We start from the raw sequence: 24,487 nt of genomic DNA on the forward strand, positions 1-24,487 counted from the left end.
CTGATGGCGAGTAATCCACGGCTCCGGCTGGAGTTATTCGATAACGTGCTCGAAAACCCTGTGTGCTGTGGATGAGTCCGGCTCGGGGAGGACGCGATGCGCAGCATTTGGAAGGGTGCGATCTCCTTCGGGCTCGTCATGATCCCGATCAAGGTGTATTCGGCGACCGAGCAGAAGGACGTCACCTTCCATCAGGTGCACCGGACCGACGGCGGGCGCATCAAATACCGCCGTGTCTGCGGCGTGTGTGGGGAAGAGGTGTCCTACGGCGACATCGCCAAGGGATATGAGCTCGCCACGGGCGAGGTGGTCGTGCTCACCGACGAGGACTTCGACGAACTTCCCCTGTCGTCCTCCCGCCGCGTCGACGTGCTGCAGTTCACCCCCGCCGAGCAGATCGACCCGATCTACTTTGCCAAGTCCTACTATCTGGAGCCCGACGGGCAGGGCGCGCGGCCGTACGTGCTGCTGCGCGACGCGCTGGAGCGCTCCGGGCAGGTCGCCATCGTCAAGATCGCGCTGCGGCAGCGGGAGTCGCTGGCCACGCTGCGCGTGCGTGACGGCGTGTTCGTCCTGGAGACCATGTATTGGCCGGACGAGATCCGCACCGCGGACTTCCCCTTCCTGGACGAGGAGGTCGACGTGCGTCCCGCCGAGGTTGGCATGGCCGAGTCGCTGATCACGACCATGGTGGCCGATTTCGACCCGACGGAATACCGCGACGCCTACCGCGAGGCGCTCCAAGAGGTCATCGAGGCCAAGGTCGCCGGCCGCGAGCTCGTCGCCCCCGCCGCTCCCGCCGCGGAGGCCGGCCCCTCCGTCGACCTCATGGCCGCCCTGCGCGCCAGCGTCGAGGCCGCCAAGCGCGAACGCGAGGCGGCGCAGGCCGGTACGGCACAGGCCCGCAAACCTGCCCCGGCCCGCTCGGCGCGGGGCAAGGCCGCGGCCAAGGCCGGAGAGAAGCCGGCCAAGGAGGCGAAGCCGGCCGAGGAGGCCAAGGCTCCGGCGCACCGCAAGCCCAGGAAGACGGCGTGAGCCGTCCGCCCTCACTCCTTGGCCTCTCTTAGAGCGGCCTCTTGAGAGCGGCCTCTTGAGCGGGCGGCCCTACTCCTGGACCAGGCAGAAGGGGTGGCCGGCAGGGTCGGCGTACACCCGCCAGGACGGCTCGGCGCCTGAATCCTCCTTGGAGGGCCGGGGGAGGGGGTTCGCTCCGAGGGCGACCGCCTGCCGTTCGGCCTCGTTCAGGTCGGCCACACCGATGTCGAGGTGGAATTGCTGGGGGTGGGCGGGATCGGGCCACTGCGGCGGGCGGTGGTCGGGCACGCGCTGGAACGCGAGGACCATTCCGCCGGGTGTGTGGAGCGTGGCCCAGTCGGCGTCGAGCGACCAGCGGGGGTCGGGCCGGTCGACCGAGCCGCCCAGCAGGGCGGCGTAGAACTCGGCCAGTTCGGTGGGGGCGGTGCAGTCGAGAACGACGCATTGAAGGCGGCCTATCACGGGTCGGCTCTCGTTCTCCCGGGGAAATGGGGGTGTTCTGGAGGGCTGGAGTCAGCCCAGAGGGTGGGACACTACAACAATCAGTGCATGTTAGGCACCTCAGGCACCTTAGGGATAGATTCGAAATCGGTAGGAAATATGCGTGTGCGTCGTGGCACCTGGGAAGTGCCACGACGCTGACGCCTCGGGTCAAGTCGGCCGGCGATCAGCCAGACCTGCCCATCCTGCTAATCGGGTTTATTTGCCTTCTCGGATTAGTGTTTGATGCGGCGAGCCCATCCACCGCCGCCACCGATGAACTTCACCTTCTTCTTGTAGTAGAAGAAGTGCTCCCCGCCGCGCGCCTCGTGGCCGTGGCCCTCGTGGCAGTGGCCGTGGTGGCAGTGGGCGTGGTGACGGTGGTGGCGGTGGTGGTGGCGGCGGTGGCCGTCACGGGAGTCGCCATCGTGGTCACCATCCCAGCCCTTGTGGTGCCCGTGGTGGTCCCCGTCGTGGTGGTGATGGTGACGGTGGTTGTGATGGTGGTGCCTGTTGTGGTGGTGGCGCGAGGCGTGATGGTGGTGGTCGTGGTGGTCGAACGCCCTGAACCGGCGTATCTTCACGACGTGCACCTTGTATAGGCAGTGGTTCTTGTGGCAGCTCCGCCTGTCCCCCGCAGACGCGGGAGAGGCGGTGATCGTGGCGGCAGCGCCAACCGTAACCAGGCCACCACCGGCGACAGCAGCAGCGACAAGCACGTTCGAGAGTCGCTTCAGATTCATCTTCTACTTCCCTTTCCGAATGATCGGCCTGAGGGGCTAATGGGCTAGATGTCCTGATTCGTGACCATGAAACTGATTACGGTTAGTTATCTACTGAATGCAGAGGGTCTTTAACTGGTGTGGTGAGTTGAACAGAAAGAAGTGAAGTTTCAGGTGGGTCCTCTATGACCTGAGTGGTCGGATCGGTGTGGATCTGCGGCTTCTGATCATGATGGTGTCGAAAAGGCAGTGATTTAAGATGAAGTTTCAGCGAAGCCGCCTATGGCGAATCGCCTGTAGATCCCGTGGTCCGATGGAAGATTGCCGAGCCGGTCGGCTATTCCGGCCTAAAAACCACTCACTTTGCATGATCAAGTGAATTATTAGGGGTTATGTGTTGCAAAGTGTGGGCATGTCCAGGTATGTGGCTAGGGTCCGTCCGTGGCCGGGGGGAGCCGTAGCCGTAGGTCGCATAGGAGGTGAGGTTTTCCGTCCCTCGCCTCGTGCTCGCGCCGGCCTGGACCGCCACTCCACGTCAGGCCCCTGGGGCACGTGTGGTCATGGGGACATGTGAAGGCATGGACGGTGGCCTCTGTCAGTGGCCCCTTGGGACACGCGAAGGCGTGGACAGACGTTCGTTCGTCCTGCGGGGGCGGCGCCGTACGCGCGCCGCACGGGTGCCGTGCAGGTGCCTGCAGGTGTCCGGTCCGCGGGTTCCGCCCAACCGTGTCGTAAGGCGTCCTTAGGCGCTTGCACCGTGACGGTACGCTGCAGCGAAAGCCGCAAAACGGCTGGTCAAGGGGTGTAATAGAGGTGTAAGAGCCTTTAGTGGTGCGACAAAGGAGGCGCGGTGAACGAGCCGATAGCGGTATGGCCCGGTCAGCTGATCGACCTCGGAGGACAGGAAGAAGTGTTCGTCCGGTCGACGCCACGGGGGGCGCCGGAGACGGCGGTGTTCGTGCACGGTCTCGCGGGATCCTCCACCAACTGGACCGATCTCATGGACGAGCTGCGCGACGTCGTCACGGGGCACGCCGTCGACCTGCCCGGAGCCGGCTACTCACCGCCGCCGTCCGGCAACGACTACTCGGTCGACGCCCGCGCCGACATGATGGTCAAGGTGATCGAATCCCTTGACAACGGACCCGTGCACCTGTTCGGCAACTCGCTCGGCGGCGCGATCTCCGTGCGCCTGGCGGCCACCCGCCCCGACCTCGTGCGCTCGCTCACCCTGGTGTCACCGGCCCTGCCCGACCTGATGCCGAGATACGGCCCGGCCCGTGTGGTCGTCTCGGCCGCCCCGCGCATCGGGGAGTGGGCCGTGGAGCACCTGCGTGTCCTTCCCGCGGAACGGCGGATCGTCGCGACCCTGGCCATGTGCTACGGCGATATGGCCCGAGTGCACCCCGAGCGGCTGCGCGAGGCCATCGAGGAGCTGCGCCGGCGCGACGGGCTGACCTACTCCGGCCAGGCGCTGTCCGCCTCGGCACGCGCCATCGTCGCGGAATACTTCAGGCGGGGCGAGGAGAACCTCTGGCGCCAGGCGGCGAAGGTCGTCGCGCCCACGCTCGTGATCCACGGGCGCAAGGACCGGCTCGTCGACCCTCGCATGGCCGCCCGCGCCGGCCGTACGTTCCCGAAAGTGCGGCTCGTGCTCCTGCCGAACGCGGGCCATGTGGCCCAGATGGAATACCCGGCCCTGGTCGCCAAGGAGGCGAGAGAGCTGATCTCGTACGCCATCGCCGCGTCGGCCGCCTGAGCGCCCGGCAGGCGTGTTCTCGCGGGGTCCGACCGCTATTGGGAATGCCCAGGGGGCCCGGCTAGGTTTGCATGTGCGGGGCGCACGGTGCGGTGCGCCGTGGAGACCCCCTGATGACCCTGAAACGGGAGCGGAGAAAAGTGTCGTTGCCACCGCTGGTAGAGCCGGCCGCCGAGCTGACAGTCGACGAGGTGCGCCGCTATTCGCGCCATCTGATCATCCCCGACGTGGGCATGGCGGGACAGAAACGGCTGAAGAACGCCAAGGTCCTCTGTGTGGGCGCGGGCGGCCTGGGCTCGCCTGGACTTTTGTATCTCGCCGCCGCTGGAGTGGGCACGCTCGGGATCATCGACTTCGACGTCGTCGACGAGTCGAACCTGCAGCGCCAGGTCATCCACGGCCAGTCCGACATCGGCCGCCTCAAGGCGGAAAGCGCGGCGGCCAGCGTCAAGGAGATCAACCCGCTCGTCAATGTGATCGTTCACAACGTGGCGCTCACGACCGACAACGTCATGGAGATCTTCTCCGGCTACGACCTGATCGTGGACGGGACCGATAACTTCGCGACCCGCTACATGGTCAACGACGCCGCGGTTCTTCTCGGCAAGCCGTACGTCTGGGGTTCGATCTACCGGTTCGACGGCCAGGCGAGCGTGTTCTGGGCCGAGCACGGCCCGTGCTACCGCTGCCTCTACCCCGAGCCGCCGCCGCCCGGCATGGTGCCGTCGTGCGCCGAGGGCGGCGTGCTCGGCGTGCTCTGCGCGTCCATCGGATCGATCCAGGTCAACGAGGCCATCAAGCTGCTCGCCGGCATCGGCGAGCCGCTCGTGGGCCGTCTGATGATCTACGACGCGCTGGAGATGCAGTACCGCACGGTCAAGGTCCGCAAGGACCCCGAGTGCGCGCTGTGCGGGAAGGACCCCAGCATCACCCAGCTGATGGAGGACTACGAGGCGTTCTGCGGCACCGTCTCCGACGAGGCCGCCCAGGCCGCCTCCGGCTCCACCATCACCGCGACCGAGCTCAAGGAGATGCAGGACCGCGGGGACGACATCTACCTCATCGACGTGCGCGAGCCGAACGAGTACGAGATCGTCAACATCCCCGGCGCGGTGCTCATCCCCAAGGGCGAGTTCATCAGCGGTGCCGCTCTGGCCGACCTGCCGCAGAACCGGAAGATCGTGCTGCACTGCAAGTCCGGCGCCCGCTCGGCCGAGGTCCTCGCCGTCCTCAAGAACGCCGGCTTCTCCGACGCCGTCCACGTCGGCGGAGGAGTGCTGAGCTGGGTCAAGGCCGTCGACCCCAGCCTGCCCACCTACTGACGCCCACCCACCCGACGGCGTGTCCTCGTTCATCCCGAGGCCGCGCCGTCGGTCCTTTCCCAGGAGGAACACGCCGAGTCGGTAGGTCGGCCTTCGTGCAACCAGATAGAGCCAAAAAGCCGCACTCTTCCGCATTAAAGTCGAGCCGTGAGTGATGTCCATGACCGGAGCCCGCGCCCGGTCTGGCCGGCCCTCGTGGTGGCGTCGGCGTTGACGCTGATCTGCGCGGTCATAGCCGGGGTGGCCGCCAGCGCAGCCGGGGCCGAGCTCACCCGGGGACCCACCACCGAGGAACTGCGGAGGGCTTCGGCGGAGGAGGTCGCGCGCCGCTGGCGGCTCTGGCCGGCGGGGAGGATCTTCCCCGAGACCCTGGCCTACACGGCCGAGCAGGGCGGCGAGGAGCAGGCCGACCGGGTCGGCATCTCGACCGACACCCGCTGCGAGACCGCGGTGGACCAGGCGCTGCGCAAGCCGCTCGTGCGGGCCGGGTGCCGGGCCGTACTGCGGGCCACCTACCTGGACGCGCTCCAAGGAGTCGTGGTGACGATGGGCGTCGCGGTGTTCCCCGACGAGGCCACGGCGCTCAAGGCCAAGGCGGCCGTCCCCCAGACGGGCAAGGCGTCTCCGGGCCTGCGGGCCCTGGCGTTCTCGGGCACGGTGAGCGAACGCTTCACGTCACGCGTACGGCAGGCGGCCTCGGTCCGCCAGGCCGGGCCGTACGTGGTGCTGACGACGGCCGGGCAGGCCGACGGGCGGCCCGCGCAGGCGGTGGGGGAGCAGCGGCCGGGGATGTTCGCCTTCGCGCCGGACATGGCGGAACGGCTGCTGGCGGTGTTGAGCAGGCCGAGGATGCCGGACTGCGCCGCGGTCGAGGAGTGGAGGTGCTGAGGGCGGTCCGCAGGCGTGTGGTCGCGTTGGCGCTCGGGACGGCGGCGGCTCTGGCCGTGCCGTCGGCCTTCCTCGCCCCGCCGGCCCAGGCGTTCGAGGACGGCGTGAGGGGCGGGCAGGCCAAGGTGCTCGACACGCTCGACCTGCCCGAGGCGTGGCGCGTGACAAAGGGGGAGGGCGTCGTGGTCGCGGTGCTGGACTCGGGGGTGGACCCCGTCCACCGCGACCTTCAGGGGTCGGTGATCGTGGGCAAGGATTTCACGGAGGGCGCGAATCCTCCCAACGTGCCGCCGCGCAGGCTCCACGGCACCTACATGGCCTCGCTGATCGCCGGTCACGGCCATGGGCTCGGCGGCGAGGACGGGGTGATCGGCGTCGCCCCCGAGTCCCGGGTGCTGTCCGTCCGGGTGATCCTGGAGGACGAGGAGCCGGGGTTTCGCGCCTTCAACTCCGACCCCCGCTTCGAGGACGTGGTCGCCAAGGGCATCCGGTATGCCGTGGACCAGGGGGCCGACGTGATCAATATGTCCATCTCCAAGGAGCTCGCGACGGAGAAGGAACGGGCGGCCATCGGCTACGCGGTGTCGAAAGGGGTGGTCCTGGTCGCGGCGGCGGGCAACGACGGCGCGCCGGCCCCCGGCGGGACGGGCTTCGCGCCGTACTCCTACCCGGCGGCCTTCCCCGGGGTGGTCTCGGTCGCCGCGGCCGATCACGGGCTGCGCCGGGCGTCGTTCTCGAACTGGAACCCCTCGGTGCTGCTGGCCGCCCCAGGCGTGGACATCCTCGGGGCGGGGCCCGGCGACGAGTACTGGGTCGGGAAGGGAACGTCCCAGGCGACCGCGCTGGTGTCGGGCGTGGTGGCGCTGATCAAGGCCGAGCACCCGAACCTGCCGCCGGCCCTGGTGATCCAGGCCCTGACGGCGGGGGCCATCAAGCGCCCCACCGGGGGTTACGACACCGATCTGGGCTTCGGTGTGGTCAACGCCGCGCGGTCGCTCGCCGAGGCGGCGCGTCTCGCCCGGTACACCTTCGTCGCGGACGGTTCCCACGCCCACGACCCCGCCCGCGTCCTTGGTGCGGGGAAGGGCGCGAAGAGGAACGCGAGCGGGGGCACGGCCGGGAACGCGGGCGAGGGCATGGGCGGGGGCACGGGCGGGGGCACGGGAGAGGGCACGGCGGGGAACGCGGGCGGGAACACGGAGAGGGGTGCGGCCGGGAGCGCGCGGCAGGGGCGCGCGACGCCGCCGCCCGTCGAGGTGGTGCGTCGCGACAGCAGCCGCATCACCATCTACGGTGGTGTGGCCGTGGTCGCCGGTATCGCCGCGCTGGTCTCGGTCGGCGTGATAGCCCTGTTGGTCGGGCGGGCGCGCCGTGTCACCCCAGAACCGGTCACGTTCCTCATATCCGCCCAGCCAGGGAGTGGTGAGTAGTAAAGCCCCCTCTGGGGGATGACAGCGACAAGATGGGTGCCAGCGCCTTCACGGAGCAATGGGGACATGTCACAGCTCGGTAGGTCAGAGGAGCCTGAGGAACAGCCGGATATGGTTCCGGCGCCTCAGGGCGACCCGCCGCGCCATCCGAGGCCCGCGCGCCGCAGGACGCCCGTCCGCGCCTGGCCGCCCGCGCGCCGTGCCGGGCGGGCCTCCACGGCCGCCTCGACGGCCTCCACGGCCTCCACGGCCTCCACGGCCTCCACGGCCTCCAGAGCCGGAAGGGCCCTCTCCAGGCCCGCCCGCTCACCGGGCCGCGGTCGCACGGGACCCGGCGCGGCTCCCTGGCGGCGCACGCCGTACGGCACGGGCCGTGACAGCGCCGCCGCCGCTCGCCGCGCTCTGGAACGCGGCATCCGGCGCCGCACGGTCTTCCTCCTGCTCATGGGGATCGTCCTCGCGGTCGCCGCGACCAACGTGGTGGTCGGCGCGATGGGCGGCTTCAGCGAGACCCGGGCCAGGCCGCTGACGGCCGAGGAGCGCGCGAGCTACGTCGAGCGGGACATCGCCCGGAGGTGGCGGGCCTGGCCGACCACACTCGTGTTCCCCGAGGAGATCGAATACATGGGGCTGGGACGGGTCCAGCAATACGCGCGCCGCGTCGGCATCGCGCCGGAGGCGCCGTGTGCGGGCGCGGTGGACGACCAGGTGGCGTCCGCGCTGAAGGACCAGGGATGTCGCACGATGCTGCGCGCCACCTACGCGGATCAGACCTCCACCTTCGTGGTCACCGTGGGGGTCGCGGTCATGGAGGACGAGGAGGCCCGCGAGGCCGCCTCCGCGCTGCTGCCGGTGGACGACCGCGTGGGGGTGCGCCCGGTGGCCTTCCCCGGCACCGTGGCCGACCTGTTCGGGGCGGCGCAGCGGCAGCGCACCAACTGGGTGGGCGCCGGGCCGTACATCGTGTTCTCGGCCGCGGGATACGCGGACGGCCGCACCCGGGAGGCGGTCCCTCCGGACGAACCGCTCCACAGCGAGCTGTGGCCGGCGGCGCAGACGGTCGCGGCCCGGATCGCCCGCGCCCTTGGCGAACCGCCGGACGTGCCGCGGTGCACCCAGGGGAACGAATGCTGACCGGGCCGGCCGCGCCGACCGGCCTCCCCGCCGCCGGTGCCGCCCGTGCCGCCCGTGCCGCCCGCGCGGTGCTCGCCGGCCGTGGTGCCCGTGCTGCCCGTGGTGCCCGTGTCGCGCTCGCCGCCGCCGGGGCGCTCTGCGCCGCCCTGACGGCCACGCTGACGGCCACCGGGACGGCCGCGGCGTACGCCCGGACGGCCCCTGAGCGGCCGGAGGTGCCGCGGCCCGCCGCCGAGGCGTCGGAGGTGCGTGAGCGGCAGCGGTGGGTGCTCGACGCGATCAACGCCGAACGCGCCTGGACCGTCGCCAAGGGCGCCGGCGTCACCGTGGCGTTGATCGACAGCGGTGTGGACACCACCGTGCCAGAGCTCCGCGGCCGGGTCACCACGGGCCCGGACATGACCACCGGCACCGTGCTGCGCAGCGCCGCCCCTCCGGGAGGCCACGGTACGGCGATGGCCTCGCTCATCGCCGGATCGGGCGCGGGCGGCGGGCTGCTCGGCGCCGCGCCGGAGGCCCGCGTGCTGTCGCTCCGGCTGACCAAGGACCAGCCGACCCGCCAGGGCGACCTGCGGCCCACCCCTACGCCGCCTCCCGGCCGCGACAGCAAGCTGGCCCGCGCCATCCGCTACGCGACCGACCGGGGGGCGAAGGTCATCAACATGTCCCTCGGCGTCTACACGCCCGACAGATCCGAACGGGAGGCGGTGTCCTACGCGATCTCCAAGGGGGTCGTGCTGGTGGCTGCGGCGGGCAACGACGGCAAAGACGGGCAGGAGGGGCGTCCGCGGCCGAAAACAGGCTCGGTGTGGAACTACCCGGCGGGCTACAGCGGCGTCATCGCCGTCTCGTCGGTCGACCGCCAGGGCCGGCCCGCCGCGTTCGCCAACGACAACCTGTCGGTGCTCGTGGCCGCGCCCGGCGTGGACATCCCCGTGGCCGGAGTCGGCGGCCGGTACGGCACGTCGCGCGGCACCAGCGCCTCGGCCGCCCTGGTGGCGGGGGTGGCGGCGCTGGTCAAGTCCCGTTATCCGGACCTGCGGCCCGAGCTGGTCGCCCGGGCGATGGCGTCGGGGACGCGGGGGCGTCCCGAGGGCGGATACGACGACCGGGTGGGGTTCGGCACGGTGGACGCGGCAGCCGTACTCGCCAGGGCGGGGGAGCTGGCGGGGCGCGGGTCGCCGGCGGGCGTGTCGAACGATCGGCATTTCGGCGGCGGGCCGCCGGCGGAGCCCCACGCCGTGCCGGGGCCGGATCCCCTGAAGATGTGGGTCTACGCCGCCGCCGTGGTGTTCGGGCTGGCGGCCTTCGCGGGCACGATCGTGGTGCTGACCCGCCGTTCCGAGCGCGACGGTGGACCGGGGGGCGGCTCGCGGATGTGGTACCCGGGGCCGGGGCGGGGCCGCTGACCTGTGGCTTTCCGGGTGTTTCCGGGGCTTGCTCCGAGCAGTGGCAATGGCGTCCGAGCATGTCACGAGCATGTCCCGTCCCCGCCACCGTGCTCGCTTAGGTCAGGAAAGATCCGGCATGACCGAAATAATTGCCCTTCCCGGCTACAACAGCCTTAAACATTCGCTAAGGTCGCCGCTCATGGGGTACGAGCTACGGGTGGAGCGTCAGGCTCCGCTCCCTTACGCGGAGCTCGCGAGCACGGTCTCGCCGGTGGGCTTCGAGCTGCGCGGAACGCAGCAGGTGGGCGAGGTCGTCGCGCGCCACCGCGAGGCCGCCCACACCATCGGCACCTGGGACGGCCGGCTGGTGGGGCGGCCCGAGTCGGACTGGCAGGTCGCCCAGCTCGCCCTCCTCGCCGACGCGCTCGGCGCGAGGCTGGTCGGGGAGGACGGCGAGGTCTACGCCATCCGCGACGGCATTCTGGAGACGGTGAACGGCGGCACGGTCCACGAGTTCGGCAAGCTCGATGAGATCCTCGACATCGGCCCGGCCGCCTGGAGGCACTAGACGATGGAGATCACGCCCTACGCCGAGCGCGTGCTCGATGTGGTCGAGCGGATTCCGCGAGGGATGGTCATGTCCTACGGGGACATCGCGGAATACCTCGGCGAGGGCGGCCCGCGGCAGGTCGGGCGGGTGATGGCCCTGTGGGGCGGGACGGTGCCCTGGTGGCGGGTGGTCCGCTCCGACGGCAGGCCCGTTCGGGGGCACGAGGAGCGGTGCCTGGTGGCCTGGAGTGACGAGGCCACTCCGCTGCGTGGCGATCGCGCGGACATGTATCGGGCACGCTGGAGCGGCGCAAGCACCTAAATTCATTCGAACACGCACTGTTGACCAGGGCAAACGTCCATGACGAGTGAGATGGGCGATTGCTCCCCCTGTGGTGCGCATTACCATTGGCCGGAACAGCAAGCCTTCTTCATTCCGCGCCGCGGGTCAGGATGCGATGCGCCCATGGCCGCGCCGCCGCACGTCGGCCGTGGGTCGCCGTGCCGGTGCCGGTCGGCGGAGGTCCATCCCGGCCGGGGCCGCCGAGGGCTCCAGCCCGCGAGGCCCGGTCGAGGAATGCTCTGGGGCCCGCGACCTGTCCCGAAAGGCGGTGCCGTTTCATGGCCACCGGCGTCACAGCAACGCAGTCCGACGGTGACCTCGTCGCTGATCGCCTGCGCGCTGTCCAGGATCTCTGCGACAGGGGGGAGCCTCTCGACGAGATCATGAAGATCATACGCTCCGGCGGCCTCACCCCGCGCGAACGCCGGGACTTCGACGCCCAGGTGCTCGCCGGCCCGCTGGGCACCCGGTTCGACACGGCGGTCAAACGCGGCCCGGCCCGCCGCGGGGAGTTCCTCGGCCACCTCAAACCCTATCTCGCCACCGTCGACCCCAAGGTCAAAGTCGGCCTCCCCGTCGAGCGGCGCATCGCCTACTACCTGGTCGAACAGCGCGATGAGAGCGTGCTGACCGAGGGCGACGACCTGCTGCGACTCGTCACGGCCGCCGCCGAACCGCAGAAGCGGGTGCGCACCGGCCTGCGCTGGTACGCCGACCTGCCCTTCCAGGACCAACTGCCGAAGAGCCTCTACCGACTACGCGCGGCCGACCTCGTGCCGATCACCCAGATCGACGACATCTCCTGGGTGGACGGCCGCCTGCGCATCACCGGCCACGCCTACCTCGCCGGCCTGTCGGTGCGAGGTCGGCGCTTCAACCGGGCCACCGTCGTCCTGCGCGGCCCCCGCTGGCTTCCCCCCGTACGGCTGCGCACCCGCAGGACCCACTGCCCCGAGGCCACCCACGGCGCGCGCGAGCCGGGCTGCAACTACGACTGGTCGGGCTTCGTCGCCGAGCTGCACCCCGGCTCGCTGCGGTGGCGCGCGGGCGTCCGCGCCCTCGCCCGAGGGGCGAGGCGGCTGCTGCGCCGCAGGCCCGCGGTGCCCGAGACGACCACCTGGCGGGCCGAGATCGTCATCTGGAGTCGCGCCGCCCGGGCCGTCGGCCTGCTGAAGGGCCCGGTTCCCGGGCGCACGGAGCGCCCGACGGGGCTCGCGGTCGGCGACCGCCGGTTCGTCCGTCCGGTGTGGACCTCCGACCGCGCCGTGCAGGTCGTGCTCCAGCCCACCCGCGCCGAGCTCAGGTCGGTGCGGCTCGACGACGACCGGCTCGCACTCACGGTCTTCCTGCCGGGGCGGCCCACCACCCGGGGGCACGCCAGGCTCGGCGGGCACCGCATGTCCGCTGATTTCACCCCGGTCGACGGGGGCACCGACGTCGTCGTCGACCTGGCCGTCTCCTCGCTTCTCCAGGAGAAGGACGGCCGCAGGCTGTGGATCGAGCCCAAGGGCGACCCGGCGGCCCCGGTGATGCTGGGGAGCGCCGCCGAGGCCCGCCTCCTGTCCGGAGACCGCGAGATCACCGTGCTGGCCGACCGGCGCGACCGGGTCGTGGTGTCCGCGCACCGCGCCCGGCCGGTGATCACCTCCGTGGCGTGGACCGACGGCGCCGTGCTCACGCTCTCCGGTTCCTACCCCGACCCCGAGCGCGGGCGGCGGGTCCTCACCCTGCGCAACCGCACCGGGCTGCTGTACGAAGTGCCCCTGGAGCGCGACGGCGACCGGTTCACGGCGCGGTTCTCCCCGGCGGCCATGGAGAGGTTCGGCGACGCCGTACCTCTCGCGTCGGGCAACTGGACCCTCACGGTCCGGCACCCCGTCGGCGAGGTCGTGCCGGTGCGGGTGGCGCACGACCTGCTGCCGTCGCTGGACGAGGGGCCGAGGATGGTCGCCGGGCGGGAGTACCGCCTGGTGTCGACCCGCTTCGACGTGCCGATGATCTCGGTCGGCGAGGACCGGCCCGCCGACGAGATGGGCGCGGCCGGGCTCTACGCCCTCCGGCGCACGGTCTACCCCGCCGAGCGGAGCGCCCCGCTGCGCGAGGCCACGGTCTACGTCGTCAACGACGGGCGGCACTACGCCGACAACGCCCGCGCGATCTACGAGGAGCGGCTGCGCCGGGGCGACGACCGCGAGCACATCTGGGTCGTCAAGGACGGAGCCTTCACCCCGCCCGGCTCGGCCGAGCTCGGTCTCGGCGGCGGCATCGCGCCCACCGTGGTGCGGGCGGGCGGGCGCGGGCACTACGCGGCGCTGGCGAGGTCGCGCTTCGTCGTGGCCAACGGGCTGCTGCCGCAGTGGTTCCGCGCCAGGGACGACCAGACCGTCGTGCAGCTCTGGAACGGCACCCCGGTCAAGCACATCGGCAACGACCTGCCGCACATGTCGCGCGACCCGAAGCCGCCCGTGTGGTACCGCCAGGCGGCCGACGTGCGCGGGTGGGACCTGCTGGTCACGCAGAGCACCTGGGCCTCCTCGGTGATGCGCCAGGCCTTCGGCTATCAGGGCGAGGTGCTGGAGTGCGGGTTCCCGCGCAACGACCTGCTGTCCCTGCCCGACCGCGAGAGCCTCGCGGCGGACGTACGGCGCCGCCTCGGTGTCCCCGAGGGCCGGAAGATCGTGCTGTACGCGCCCACGTGGCGCGACTACGACCGCAAGAACGGCACCGTCAAGCTCGACGTGAGGCTGGCGCGCAGGGTGCTCGGGGCCGATCACCATCTGCTGGTCCGCGCGCATCCCATGCAGGCCGTGCCCATGGTGCCGGTGGTGCCCGGGCCGGGCTCGGTGGGCGCCCGCGCCGGGAGCGCCCGGCCGTTCGGCCCCTCGCACCGCGATGACTTCATCACCGACGTCACGACATATCCGGACATCGCGGAGCTCATGCTCGTCGCCGACGTCCTCGTCACCGACTACTCCTCGACCATGTTCGACTTCGTCGCCACGGGCCGGCCGGTCGTCATCCTCGCCTACGACCTCGAAAGGTATGCCAACAAGCGCGGCCTCTACCTGGATATCGACGGCCAGGCCCCCGGCCCCGTCGTGTCCACCGCCGCGCAGGCCGTCGAGGCCATCCGCGACATCACCACCATCTCCGCCCGCTTCGCGAACCGCTACGCCGCCTTCCGCACCACCTACGCCCCCCGCGACGACGGCAAGGCCACGGACCGCTTCATCGAGCACGTCTTCGAGCCGGCGTAGCAGCCCCCAAGACCCCCGAGCCGCTAATCCCGAGCGCTACCGAGTCGGCACCGGGCCGCGACCCCGCGCGGCCCGGTCCGCGGCCACGTCAATTAATAAACAAACTTTTCTATTCTCTTGTCCTCCCGCAACGCGCCTGATCGAATCAGACGGGTGAGGACATGGGCTGTCATCGCCGCACTTCTGGGTGTGCTGGGGATCTGGTGGCGTGGAGCAGGCGGGAGGCCCGCGAATTCGAGGACTTCGCCGTACGGCCGGCGGCGCACGCACCCCGCTGGCGCAGGCTCGGCATCGACTTCCACCGGTCCCCGCAGATCCCCTGGGCCCCCTGACCCACCGCCAGAGGCGTCAAGTGGGCACGATCTGTCCCTGAGGTCTGGTGGAATGCTGAACTGTGAGTGGTCAGACGTGGCGTTTGGTGCGAGGCGAAGGTGCGGGGGGGCGCGCCGCCCCTGTGCTCGACGAGCACCAGCGCGCTGTGGTGGACCACGAGAGCGGGCCGCTGCTCGTGCTCGCCGGGCCGGGCACGGGTAAGACCACCACGATCGTCGAGACGGTCGTCGACCGCGTCGAGCGGCGCGGCGTCGACCCCGAGCGGGTGCTGATCCTCACATTCAGCCGCAAAGCCGCCGGTGAACTGCGCGAGCGGATCACCGGCCGGCTCCGCCGTACGACCCGCACGCCCCTCGCGCTCACCTTCCACAGCTACGCCTACGCCCTGCTGCGCCGCGAGGCGGTCCTCGCCGGGGAGCCGCCGCCGCGCCTGCTCACCGGCCCCGAACAGCTCCTCGAAGTGCGCCGCCTGCTCCACGGCGAGGTGACCGACGGCGCGCGCGCATGGCCGTCCCGCATGCGGGAGGCGCTCACCACCCGGGGCTTCGCCGAGGAGCTGCGCGACTTCCTGGCCCGCGCCGCCGAGCGCGGCCTCGACGGCGACGACCTCATCGCGTACGGCAGGAGCCAGGGCCGCGACGACTGGGAGGCGGTCGGCCGCTTCGCCCACCGCTACCAGGCCCGGTTCGACCTCGAACCGGTGCCGGTGCTGGACTACGCGGAGCTGATCCGCGCCGCCGCAGGGCTCCTCACCGACGAGGCGGTGCGCAGGCGCGAACGCGCCGCCTACGACGTCGTCTTCGTCGACGAATACCAGGACACCGACCCGGCGCAGGAGTTCCTGCTCCAGCAGCTCGCCGGCGACGGGCGCGACCTCATCGCCGTCGGCGACCCCGACCAGTCCATCTACGGGTTCCGCGGCGCCGACGTGCGCGGCATCCTCGCGTTCCCGCAGCGCTTCCCCACCCGTGAGGGCGCCGACGCCCCCGTGGTCGCGCTGCGCGTGTGCCGCCGCAGCGGCGAGGCGCTGCTGCGCGCCTCGCGCCGCGTCACCGAGCGCCTGCCCGCCGCGCAGGGCGGCCACCGCGACCTGGCCGCCGCGCCGGGCGTCGAACCCGGCGAGGTGCGGGCGCTGCTCGCCGACAGCGCCGGCCAGGAGGCCGCCGTCGTCGCCGACACGCTGCGCCGGGCGCACCTGCTCGACGGCGTGCCGTGGTCGCGCATGGCGGTGCTGGTGCGGTCGGCGAGCCGCCAGGTGCCGACGCTGCGCAGGGCGCTCATCGGCGCCGGCGTGCCCGTGGCGGTGGCGGGCGACGAGGTGCCGCTCGCCAAGGAGCCGGGGGTCCGCCCGCTCATCGCGCTGCTCCGGGTCGCCGTCGATCCGGTGGCGCTCGACGAGGCCGTCGCCGAGGAGCTGCTGACCGGCGCCCTCGGCGGCACCGACACCATGGGGGTGCGCCGGCTGCGGCGCGCCCTGCGCGTCGCCGACCGCCCGGTGGACGAGGGCGACGGGGAGGGCGAAGAAGGCGCAGAAGACGGGGAAGGCGAGGACGTCGGGGGAGCCCGGGGAGCCCGGGGAGCCCGGGGAGAGGAGCCGGTCGGCCTTCCGGAGGGGGAGGGCGACGGCGAGCCGCGTGGCGACGGGGAGCCGCCGCGTGCCCTCACATCGGGCGAACTGCTCGTCGCCGCGCTGCGCGACCCGCGCCGGCTCGTGCGCGTCGAAGGCCACGTGGCCGCCCCCGCCGAACGGGTGGCGGGGCTCATCGCCGTCGCGCGTGACGCCGTACAGCGGGGCGGGTCGGCCGAGGACGTGCTGTGGACGGTGTGGCAGGCGTCGGGCCTGGCCGACACGTGGACCCGGGAGGGCCTCGCGGGCGGCGCCCGGGGCGCGCGGGCCGACCGCGACCTCGACGCGGTCGTCACGCTGTTCGACCACGCCGCGCGGTTCGTCGACCGGCTGCCCATGGCCGGGCCTGAAGTGTTCCTGGAGGACCTGGCGTCCCAGGAGATCGCCGGTGATTCGCTGGCCGAGCGCGCCCCCGACGGCGACGCCGTACGCATCCTCACCGCCCACCGGTCCAAGGGCCTGGAGTGGGACGTCGTGGTCGTGGCCGGGGCGCAGGAGGGCGTCTGGCCGGACCTGCGGCTGCGCGGGTCGATGCTCGGCATCGAGAGCCTGGTCGGCCTGGTCGAGGGCGGCGACCCCGTCCGGGGCGACGTGGCCGCCGCCGCCCTCACCTCGAAGATGCTGGCCGAGGAGCGGCGCCTGTTCTACGTGGCCGCCACGCGCGCGCGAAAGCGGCTCGTCGTCACGGCGGTCGGCGGCGAGGACACCGACGAGCGCCCGTCGCGGTTCCTCGCCGAGCTCGTGCCCGGCGGCGGCGACGAGGCCGGGGCGCTCGACCGCGCCCGCTGGTTGAGCATGTCCGCGCTGGTGGCCGACCTGCGGTCGGCCGTGTGCGACCAGGACAGGCCCGCCGAGATGCGGCAGATCGCCGCCCAGCACCTCGCCCGCCTCGCGGCGGCCGGTGTGCGCGGCGCCCACCCCGACGACTGGTACGCCCTCACCGAGCTCTCCGACACCCGCCCCATCGGCTGGCCGGACGGCGTGGTGCGCGTCTCGCCCTCGGCCGTGGAGAACTTCACCCGATGCGGGCTGCGGTGGCTCCTGGAGACCGCCGTCGGCGGCGGAGGCACCGACGCGGCCCGCAGCCTCGGCACGGTCGTCCACGCCATCGCGGTGCTCGCCGCGACCGGCATGCCGAGCGAGGAGCAGCTCGGCGCCCGCCTCGACGAGATCTGGGGCAGCCTCGACTTCGGCGGCGTCTGGTTCAACCGCAAGCAGCGCGCCGTGGCCGAGCGGATGATCGCCCGCTTCGTACGGTGGCACCACGAGAACCCGAGGAAACTGGTCGCCCTGGAACGCGAACTCACGGCCGCCGTCTCCGACACCGTCGCGATCAGGGGCCGGGTCGACCGCGTCGAACAGGACGAACGCGGCCGGGCCGTGATCATCGACCTCAAGACCGGGTCGTCCCCGCCCAAGGGCGACCTCCAGCGCAACCCCCAGCTCGGGGTCTACCAGCTCGCCACCGTGCTCGGGGCGTTCGCGAGATACGGCATGATCGAGCCGGGCGGCGCCGCCCTCGTCCAGGTGGGCAACGCCGCGGGCAAGGACGCGCCCGTGGCCAAGGAACAGGTGCAGCGGGCGCTCGGCGAGGACCCCGACCCCGGCTGGGCGAAGGACCTCGTGGACGAGGTGGCCTCCGGCATGTCGAGAGCCTCCTTCTCCGCCACCGTCAACGACGGCTGCCGCACCTGCGCCGTCAAGGGGAGCTGCCCGGTCAACGACCAAGGAGGCCAGGTGTGCTGACGCCGGAGGAACTCGCCGCCAAACTCGGGCTCCCGGCCCCCACACCCGAGCAGGCCGAGGTCATCAGGGCGCCGCTCGAACCCATGGTCGTCATGGCGGGCGCTGGGTCGGGCAAGAGCGAGACGATGGCGGGCCGGGTCGTGTGGCTGGTCGCCAACGGGTTCGTACGGCCGGAGCGCGTCCTCGGCCTCACCTTCACCCGCAAGGCCGCCGCCGAGCTGGCGGCCCGCGTGCGCAAGCGGCTCACCGCCCTCGTCGAGCACAAACTGATCTCCGCCGACCAGCTCGACGAGGAACCGACCGTCTCCACCTACCACGCCTACGCCTCGCGCCTGTTCACCGACCACGCGCTGCGCGAGGGCCTCGAACCCACCATGCGTCTGATCACGCCCGCGGTCGCCTGGCAGCTCGCCGCCCGGGTCGTCGCCGGATACGACGGGCCGATGGACAAGGTCGAGCTGGGCCCGCCGTCGGTCACCGCGGCCGTGCTGGAGCTGGCCGGTGAGCTGGCCGAGCACCTGCGCGAACCGGGCGACGTCCGCGAGACCGGCGAGTGGCTTCAGGCGCGTTTCGCCGAGCTCACCGGCAAGACCGTGCTGGCCCAGCGCAAGCCGCTCGCCACCCACGAGATCCGCACCCAGCTGCTGCCGCTCGTCGAGGCGTACCACCGGCTCAAGCGGTCACGCGAGGTCATCGACTTCGGCGACCAGATGGCGCTGGCCGCCCGCATCGCGATGCGGCACGCCGAAGTCGGGCAGATCGAACGGACGCGGTTCCCCGTCGTGCTGCTCGACGAATACCAGGACACGAGCCACGCCCAGCTCGCGCTGCTGCGCGCCCTGTTCTCCGGCGGCCACGCCGTCGCCGCCGTCGGCGACCCCTCCCAGTCGATCTACGGCTGGCGCGGCGCGTCCGCCGGCAACCTCACCAGGTTCCCGACCGACTTCCCCGCCGTCGGCGGCGACCCCGCCCCGGTGCGTCGCCTGTCGGTCAGCTTCCGCAACGGCGCCAACGTCCTCAAGGTGGCGGGCAACGTGCAGCTGCCGCTGCGAAACGAGCTCCGCGACGTCCCCGTGCTCACCCCCGGCCCGAGCCGCGTGGAACGCGGGCGCGTCGTCTGCGCCTTCCACGAGACCGCCGACGACGAGGCCCAGTGGGTCGCCGAGCGCGTATACACCCTGTTGGGCAAGGAGGAAGCCCCCGACGGGGCGCCGTGGGGGCGGGGCGAACGCGACAAGGTCAAAGAGAGCACGTGGGGCGGGCCCCTGGCGCTGCAACCCGGCGACATCGCGGTCCTCGCCCGCAAACGCGCCCAGTTCCCCGCGCTGCGCAAGGCGCTCGAAGCCAAGGGCATCCCCGTCGAGGTGGTCGGGCTCGGCGGCCTGCTCACCGTGCCGGAGGTGGCCGACATCGTCGCCACCCTGCGCGTGCTCTACGACCCCACGGCGGGAGACGCGCTGCTGCGGCTGCTCGGCGGAGTCCGGTGGCGCATCGGCCCCGCCGACCTGCGCATCCTCGGCGACCACGCGCGCGAGCTGACCAGGGAGAGCGCGAGCGGAGCCAGAAGGCCCAAGGACCCCGTCGAACAGGTCGCCGCCGACATGAGCGAAGAGCGCGGCAGCCTCGTCGACGCCCTGGACGAGCTGCCGGAACGGCCCGAGTGGCTTGAGCCGTACTCCCCGCTGGCCCGCGTGCGGCTCCTCGCCCTCGCCCAGGAACTGCGAGTGCTGCGGGCGCACGCCGGGCAGCCGCTGCCCGACCTCATCACCGAAGTCGAGCGGCGGCTCGCACTCGACATTGAGGTGGCGGCCCGGGCAGGCGGCTCCGGGGCGTTCGCCGCACGCGCCGACCTCGACGCCTTCCTCGACGCGGCGGCCCGCTTCGCCGGTGACGCCGAGGACCCGACGCTCGGCGCGTTCCTCGCCTACCTGAATGCCGCCGAGACCGAGGAGTTCGGCCTGGAGGCGGGCCGCGTCGGCGAGACCAACAGCGTCAAGCTCATGACCGTGCACGCCGCCAAAGGCCTGGAATGGCCCGTCGTCGTCGTCCCTGGCCTCTCACAGACCACCACCTCCAAAGGCACCATCGGCAAGGGCAGCCTGTTCCCGGCCAGCCCCCGCACCAACTCGCGGTGGACCGAGAACTTCCGCAAACTGCCCTACCCCCTGCGCGGCGACGCGGTCGACCTGCCCCGGCTCACCGGCCTCACCAGAGACGAGCTCGCCCACTTCGACGAGCGCAGCCGCGACCGGGACCTGCTGGAGGAACGGCGGCTCGCCTACGTCGCCGTGACCCGCGCGCACTACCTGCTCCTCGCCTCCGGCTACCGCTGGGGCACGGCCACGAGGCCCCTCGAACCGTCCGACTTCCTGCTGGAGATCCGGGCCGGGAGCGACGAGGTCGCGACCTGGGCGCCGGAACCCGCGGAAGGCGCCACCAACCCCCTCCTCGCCGAACCGCCCACCGCCGCGTGGCCGGTCACGGACGCGGGCCCGAACCACGTCGGCGTCGCCGAAGGCTCGCAGCTCGTCCAGGAGGCCCTCGCCGGGCAGCTCCACCCCGTCCACCAGAGCTCCGCCGTACACTCCTTCGACCGGGTGCGGGCCTGGGAGCGCGACGCCGAGCTGCTGCTGCTCGAACGGGAGCGCGGGCGCGTCCGCGGCGGCACCACCGTCGAGCTGCCCTCCCACCTGACCGTGTCGTCCCTCGTCACCCTGGCCGCCGACGCCGGCGAGCTCGCCCGCCGCATCCGCCGGCCCGTCCCCGTCAAGCCGGCGCCGCTGGCCCGCCGGGGCACCACGTTCCACCAGTGGCTGGAGACCCGCTGGGGGCAGCAGCGCCTCATCGACGACGTCGAGATGCCGGGCGCGGGCGACGAACCCACCGACAGCGAGATCGAGCTCGCCGACCTCCAGGCCAGGTTCGAAGAGAGCGAGTGGGCCACCCGCGAACCGCTCGACATGGAGGTGCCCTTCGAGACGATGATCGCCGACCGTCTGGTGCGCGGGCGCATGGACGCCGTCTTCCGCACCCCCGACGGCGGCTACGAGGTGGTCGACTGGAAGACCGGCGAACGTCCCCGGGGCCGCGCCGCGCGGGCCGCCGCCGTACAGCTCGCCGCCTACCGCCTCGCCTGGGCCGACCTCGCCGGCGTGCCCGTCGACACCGTGCGCGCCGCCTTCCACTACGTACGGCACGGCGTCACCGTGCGCCCCGTCAACCTCCTCGACGCCGCCGGCCTCGTCGCCCTGATCGAATCCGTCCCCACCGCTTAAGCACGGCCTCGGGCCTTTGTACGTGGCTCGCGCAGAAGCACCCTGGTCACGCGGACCTGCCCTCACCACTCGTCGTCGTTCGTCCCGCAGTGACCGGGCGACGTGGTGAACCAGCGTGCGGGAGACGTCGAGCATGGCACGATGAGCAATCACGTGGAGCCTCTCGGCGGTTGTGCTTTCTTGTGGTGAGAACTCATCTACCGGAGGCTCCACGTCCATCCCCGGCCTTCGACGACTTCTCCCGAAAGGCCCGAAACGCCATCACGGGCGTCCCGAATATCCCCAATCGCCCTAATTATTTCCCTGAGATCACCTCACTGCCAGAACTGTCACATCCCGATCGCGCTTTCCGCCGCATCCCAGAGCCGCAGTGGTCCGTGCTGGCGCACAGTCCAGGCGTTGGGGGCGATTGGACGACAGCACGTGAAATCCGGGGCACAGTCCCAGCGGTGTGATCACGGCGGGAGGTCGCGCCAGCGTTCGGCCGACGCCAGGCCGTCCAGGCTGATCCGCTCCAGGAACGCACCGCCCCTGGCCAGGCGGCGTCCCACGGGCGTGTCGAGCCCGAGCGTCTCGCCGGCCGCCTTCGCGGTCTCCGCCGCCGCGAGCGTCTGCCGCGAGCTGATCACCGTCGAGTGGTACCAGGCGTCGTCGTCGACCACGTAGATGTCGCGCCGCCGCTGCGGATCGCGTTCGCGTCTGATCAGGCCCTGCTGGGTCAGGTAGCCCACGGCCATGGAGATCGAGGCGGGACTGACTTTCAGCCCGCGCGACAGCTCGGCCGCGGTGAGCCTGCCGTCCTCGCTCAGCCACAGGCCGATGAGCACGCGCGCCATCATCTTCGGCAGGCCCATCCCGATCGCCATCTCGACGGCTCCTTCTTCCACCTCGAAGACCTTGCGGTCCCGGGGGTCGGCCTCGGGGGAACGGGCCGGGGTGCCGCGCCGCGCCCGTCGCGCCGCCGCTTGGTGCGCCCGCTCGGGCCGGTAGTCGTTGGGGCCGCCGTTGCGGCCGACCTCGCGGCTGATTGTCGAGGTCGGCCGGTCCAGCCGCCTGGCGATCTCGGCGTAGGAGCGGCCTTCGGCCAGGCCGGTCGCGATGCGCTGGCGGTCCTGTCGGGTCAACCTTCCTTCTGGCATGACGTCATTATTGCGTTCGACGCCATGCAATGCAACGTTTCATTGCATTCATCTTCATTGCCAACGCATCAGTATTTCGGCTTTGAACTGCACTTATGTGTTTCGATTGATTGACGGAATGTCTGAAAGCAACGTAGCTTTCAATTATGTCGAACACGTACTATCGCGACGAGCCGGTCACCCCGTCCCTCGACCGCGCACCCGCCTGTCCCTTCGATCCCGCCCCTTCGCTCACCGCCCTGCGCGCAGAGCAGCCGATCGCCCGCCTGGCCCCGCCCGAGGGCGCCCCCGGCATCTGGGTGATCACCGGATACGACCTGGTCCGCCGGATCCTCTGGGATCGGGGGTGAACACGATGCGGACCTTCGTCTCGGTGACGGGGCTGCGTAAGTCCTACGGCGCCCACCGCGTCCTGGACGGCATCGACCTCACCATCCCGCAGGGCACCGTCTTCTCACTGCTCGGCCCGAACGGCGCGGGCAAGACCACCACGGTGCAGATCCTGTCCACCCTGATCAAGGCCGACGCGGGCGAGGTCTGGGTGGCCGGGCACGACCTGGCCAAGGAACCCGACGAGGTGCGTGCCGCGATCGGCGTCACCGGCCAGTTCTCCGCGGTCGACAGCTTCCTCACCGGCGAGGAGAACCTGCGGCTCATGGCCGACCTGCTCCACCTCGGCCGAGCCAAGGGTCGCGAGCGCGCCCGCGAACTGCTGGAGCGCTTCGACCTTACCGACGCCGCGCGCAAGCCCGCGGCCACCTACTCGGGCGGCATGCGCCGCCGGCTCGACCTCGCCATGACCATGGTCGGCACGCCCAGGCTCATCTTCCTCGACGAACCGACCACGGGTCTGGACCCGCGCAGCCGCCGCACCATGTGGCAGATCGTCAGGGACCTCGTCCAACAGGACGGCGTGACCATCTTCCTGACCACCCAATACCTGGAGGAAGCCGACGAACTTGCCGACCGCATCGCGCTGCTCAGCCAGGGCCGGCTGGTGGCCGAGGGCACCCCTGAGGAGCTCAAGCGAATGGTTCCCGGCCGCCACATCGTCGTACGCTTCGCCGACCCCGACGGCTACCGCAGGGCGGCCGACCACGTCGGCGCCACCTCCAGCAACGACGCGGCGCTCACCGTCCAGATCCCCGACTCCGGCGGAGTCAGGACGCTGAGGAAGCTCCTGGAGTGGCTGGACACGCATGCCGTCGAGGTCGCCGAGCTGTCGGTGCACACCCCCGACCTGGACGACGTCTTCCTCACCCTGACCCAGGAGCCCTCGACCAAGGAGCCCTCCCGATGAGAGCGGTCACCGACTCGGCGACGATGCTGCGGCGGCAGGTCAAACACATCTGGCGCTACCCCACGCTGATCCTCACGTTCGCGGCCGTGCCCGTGGTGTTCCTGCTGCTGTTCGTCTACGTCTTCGGCGGCACCATGGGCGCGGGCATCGGCGGCGACCGCGCCGCCTACGTCAGTTACCTCACCCCCGGCATTTTGATCACGACGATTGTCGGGGCGGCGCAGGGGACCGCGATCTCGGTGGCGACCGATATGACCGAGGGCATCGTCGCCAGGTTCAAGACCATGGCCATCGCCCGCGTCTCGGTGCTCACCGGGCACGTACTCGGGGCGATGGTTCAGACATTCCTCGCGATTGCCATGGTGACCGTGGTGGCGTTGCTGATCGGGTTCCGCCCGTCCGCTTCGGTGCTGGACTGGCTCGGCGTGGTCGGTGTGCTGGCCATGTTCACCTTCGCGATCACCTGGCTGTCGGTCGCGCTCTCCGTGTCCAGCAAGAACGTGGCCACGGCCAGCAACCTGCCGATGCCGCTGATGCTGCTCCCGTTCCTCGGCAGCGGCTTCGTCCCGACCGAGTCGATGCCGGCCGGTTTGCGCTGGTTCGCCGAGCACCAGCCGGTCACCCCCGTCATCGAGACGCTGCGCGCGCTGCTGGCCGGGCGTCCGGCCGGGTCCAGCTTCCTGGAGGCGGCTCTATGGAGCGCGGGCATCGCCCTGGTCAGTTATCTGTGGGCACGCAGGCTTTACAACCGGTGAGG

General features: G+C 71.4%; 20 protein-coding genes. 17 read left to right on the plus strand and 3 right to left on the minus strand.

Annotated features, from left to right (window positions below):
• Nucleotides 1–96 precede the first annotated feature (96 nt).
• On the plus strand, nucleotides 97–1,035 hold the full coding sequence (ku, locus tag BLQ73_RS11895; RefSeq protein ID WP_093170459.1) for a non-homologous end joining protein Ku: 939 nt from the start codon (nucleotides 97–99) through the stop codon (nucleotides 1,033–1,035).
• A 69-nt stretch (nucleotides 1,036–1,104) separates the two neighbouring features.
• Here the strand turns inward: ku and BLQ73_RS11900 are convergent, their stop codons facing one another.
• On the minus strand, nucleotides 1,105–1,497 hold the full coding sequence (locus tag BLQ73_RS11900; protein ID WP_093170460.1) for a VOC family protein: 393 nt from the start codon (nucleotides 1,495–1,497) through the stop codon (nucleotides 1,105–1,107).
• A gap of 326 nt (nucleotides 1,498–1,823) precedes the next feature.
• Here BLQ73_RS11900 and BLQ73_RS32260 point away from each other — a divergent pair, with 326 nt between their 5' ends.
• From BLQ73_RS32260 to BLQ73_RS11925, 5 genes are all read left to right on the plus strand, one after another.
• Nucleotides 1,824–2,117 carry a hypothetical protein gene (locus BLQ73_RS32260; RefSeq protein WP_093170461.1) on the plus strand — a complete coding sequence of 98 codons (294 nt, stop codon included), beginning with the start codon at nucleotides 1,824–1,826 and terminating at the stop codon, nucleotides 2,115–2,117.
• Between the two features lie 970 nt (nucleotides 2,118–3,087).
• Nucleotides 3,088–3,996: an alpha/beta fold hydrolase gene (locus tag BLQ73_RS11910; RefSeq protein ID WP_093170462.1), complete on the plus strand. Its 909-nt coding sequence runs from the start codon at nucleotides 3,088–3,090 to the stop codon at nucleotides 3,994–3,996.
• Between the two features lie 140 nt (nucleotides 3,997–4,136).
• The gene (gene moeZ, locus BLQ73_RS11915) at nucleotides 4,137–5,318 is read left to right on the plus strand and encodes an adenylyltransferase/sulfurtransferase MoeZ (RefSeq protein WP_093170555.1); all 1,182 of its coding nucleotides are present in this window, start codon (nucleotides 4,137–4,139) and stop codon (nucleotides 5,316–5,318) included.
• 147 nt (nucleotides 5,319–5,465) lie between these two features.
• A complete protein-coding gene (locus BLQ73_RS11920; protein ID WP_245691013.1) occupies nucleotides 5,466–6,206 on the plus strand; it encodes a hypothetical protein in 741 nt (246 codons plus the stop codon).
• The gene (locus BLQ73_RS11925; RefSeq protein WP_245691014.1) at nucleotides 6,200–7,636 is read left to right on the plus strand and encodes a S8 family serine peptidase; all 1,437 of its coding nucleotides are present in this window, start codon (nucleotides 6,200–6,202) and stop codon (nucleotides 7,634–7,636) included. Before BLQ73_RS11920 ends, BLQ73_RS11925 begins: the two co-directional genes overlap by 7 nt.
• Nucleotides 7,637–7,761: 125 nt before the next feature.
• Here BLQ73_RS11925 and BLQ73_RS32265 read toward each other — a convergent pair whose 3' ends face one another.
• Entirely contained in the window at nucleotides 7,762–8,082 is a 321-nt protein-coding gene (locus BLQ73_RS32265; RefSeq protein WP_176955384.1) for a hypothetical protein, read from the minus strand.
• On the opposite strand from BLQ73_RS32265, the gene BLQ73_RS11935 reads away from it, so the two are divergent.
• The 8 genes from BLQ73_RS11935 to BLQ73_RS11965 all read left to right on the plus strand — a co-directional run bounded on the left by BLQ73_RS11935 (nucleotide 8,081) and on the right by BLQ73_RS11965 (nucleotide 21,291).
• Nucleotides 8,081–8,770: a hypothetical protein gene (locus BLQ73_RS11935; protein WP_093170464.1), complete on the plus strand. Its 690-nt coding sequence runs from the start codon at nucleotides 8,081–8,083 to the stop codon at nucleotides 8,768–8,770. The genes BLQ73_RS32265 and BLQ73_RS11935 overlap by 2 nt on opposite strands.
• Nucleotides 8,764–10,179, plus strand: coding sequence for a S8 family serine peptidase (locus BLQ73_RS11940; RefSeq protein ID WP_093170465.1), 1,416 nt, complete (start codon nucleotides 8,764–8,766; stop codon nucleotides 10,177–10,179). Before BLQ73_RS11935 ends, BLQ73_RS11940 begins: the two co-directional genes overlap by 7 nt.
• 181 nt (nucleotides 10,180–10,360) lie before the next feature.
• Nucleotides 10,361–10,729: a hypothetical protein gene (locus BLQ73_RS11945; protein ID WP_093170466.1), complete on the plus strand. Its 369-nt coding sequence runs from the start codon at nucleotides 10,361–10,363 to the stop codon at nucleotides 10,727–10,729.
• Between the two features lie 3 nt (nucleotides 10,730–10,732).
• Nucleotides 10,733–11,032, plus strand: coding sequence for an MGMT family protein (locus tag BLQ73_RS11950; RefSeq protein ID WP_093170467.1), 300 nt, complete (start codon nucleotides 10,733–10,735; stop codon nucleotides 11,030–11,032).
• A gap of 299 nt (nucleotides 11,033–11,331) precedes the next feature.
• A complete protein-coding gene (locus BLQ73_RS11955) occupies nucleotides 11,332–14,310 on the plus strand; it encodes a CDP-glycerol glycerophosphotransferase family protein (protein WP_245691015.1) in 2,979 nt (992 codons plus the stop codon).
• A gap of 203 nt (nucleotides 14,311–14,513) precedes the next feature.
• Nucleotides 14,514–14,642, plus strand: coding sequence for a hypothetical protein (locus BLQ73_RS34585; RefSeq protein WP_275936285.1), 129 nt, complete (start codon nucleotides 14,514–14,516; stop codon nucleotides 14,640–14,642).
• Nucleotides 14,643–14,704: 62 nt separating this feature from the next.
• Entirely contained in the window at nucleotides 14,705–18,016 is a 3,312-nt protein-coding gene (locus BLQ73_RS11960; RefSeq protein WP_245691016.1) for an ATP-dependent helicase, read from the plus strand.
• Nucleotides 18,010–21,291 (plus strand): ATP-dependent helicase, encoded by a 3,282-nt coding sequence (locus BLQ73_RS11965; RefSeq protein WP_093170469.1) that lies wholly within the window; start codon nucleotides 18,010–18,012, stop codon nucleotides 21,289–21,291. Before BLQ73_RS11960 ends, BLQ73_RS11965 begins: the two co-directional genes overlap by 7 nt.
• A 455-nt stretch (nucleotides 21,292–21,746) precedes the next feature.
• Here the strand turns inward: BLQ73_RS11965 and BLQ73_RS11970 are convergent, their stop codons facing one another.
• Entirely contained in the window at nucleotides 21,747–22,415 is a 669-nt protein-coding gene (locus tag BLQ73_RS11970; protein WP_218125792.1) for a helix-turn-helix domain-containing protein, read from the minus strand.
• A gap of 161 nt (nucleotides 22,416–22,576) precedes the next feature.
• Between BLQ73_RS11970 and BLQ73_RS11975 the strand changes: the two genes are divergently transcribed.
• Genes BLQ73_RS11975 through BLQ73_RS11985 form a run of 3 tightly spaced genes read left to right on the plus strand, consistent with a single transcriptional unit; the run spans nucleotide 22,577 to nucleotide 24,485 of the window.
• On the plus strand, nucleotides 22,577–22,780 hold the full coding sequence (locus tag BLQ73_RS11975) for a hypothetical protein (protein ID WP_093170470.1): 204 nt from the start codon (nucleotides 22,577–22,579) through the stop codon (nucleotides 22,778–22,780).
• A gap of 5 nt (nucleotides 22,781–22,785) precedes the next feature.
• Nucleotides 22,786–23,730, plus strand: coding sequence for an ATP-binding cassette domain-containing protein (locus tag BLQ73_RS11980; protein ID WP_093170559.1), 945 nt, complete (start codon nucleotides 22,786–22,788; stop codon nucleotides 23,728–23,730).
• A complete protein-coding gene (locus BLQ73_RS11985) occupies nucleotides 23,727–24,485 on the plus strand; it encodes an ABC transporter permease (RefSeq protein ID WP_093170471.1) in 759 nt (252 codons plus the stop codon). The genes BLQ73_RS11980 and BLQ73_RS11985 overlap by 4 nt, the downstream gene beginning before the upstream one ends.
• Nucleotides 24,486–24,487 lie beyond the last annotated feature (2 nt).

This window comes from Sinosporangium album, assembly GCF_900100605.1.
GTDB lineage: Bacteria > Actinomycetota > Actinomycetes > Streptosporangiales > Streptosporangiaceae > Sinosporangium > Sinosporangium album.

Bases quoted from the DNA above. Each gene is read 5' to 3' on its own strand.
- ku (WP_093170459.1), top strand. From the start codon at position 97: ATGCGCAGCATTTGGAAGGGTGCGATCTCCTTCGGGCTCGTCATGATC.
- BLQ73_RS11935 (WP_093170464.1), top strand. From the start codon at position 8,081: ATGGGGATCGTCCTCGCGGTCGCCGCGACCAACGTGGTGGTCGGCGCG.
- BLQ73_RS32265 (WP_176955384.1), bottom strand. From the start codon at position 8,082: ATGAGCAGGAGGAAGACCGTGCGGCGCCGGATGCCGCGTTCCAGAGCG.
- BLQ73_RS11940 (WP_093170465.1), top strand. From the start codon at position 8,764: ATGCTGACCGGGCCGGCCGCGCCGACCGGCCTCCCCGCCGCCGGTGCC.
- BLQ73_RS11945 (WP_093170466.1), top strand. From the start codon at position 10,361: ATGGGGTACGAGCTACGGGTGGAGCGTCAGGCTCCGCTCCCTTACGCG.
- BLQ73_RS11950 (WP_093170467.1), top strand. From the start codon at position 10,733: ATGGAGATCACGCCCTACGCCGAGCGCGTGCTCGATGTGGTCGAGCGG.
- BLQ73_RS11955 (WP_245691015.1), top strand. From the start codon at position 11,332: ATGGCCACCGGCGTCACAGCAACGCAGTCCGACGGTGACCTCGTCGCT.
- BLQ73_RS11975 (WP_093170470.1), top strand. From the start codon at position 22,577: ATGTCGAACACGTACTATCGCGACGAGCCGGTCACCCCGTCCCTCGAC.
- BLQ73_RS11980 (WP_093170559.1), top strand. From the start codon at position 22,786: ATGCGGACCTTCGTCTCGGTGACGGGGCTGCGTAAGTCCTACGGCGCC.
- BLQ73_RS11985 (WP_093170471.1), top strand. From the start codon at position 23,727: ATGAGAGCGGTCACCGACTCGGCGACGATGCTGCGGCGGCAGGTCAAA.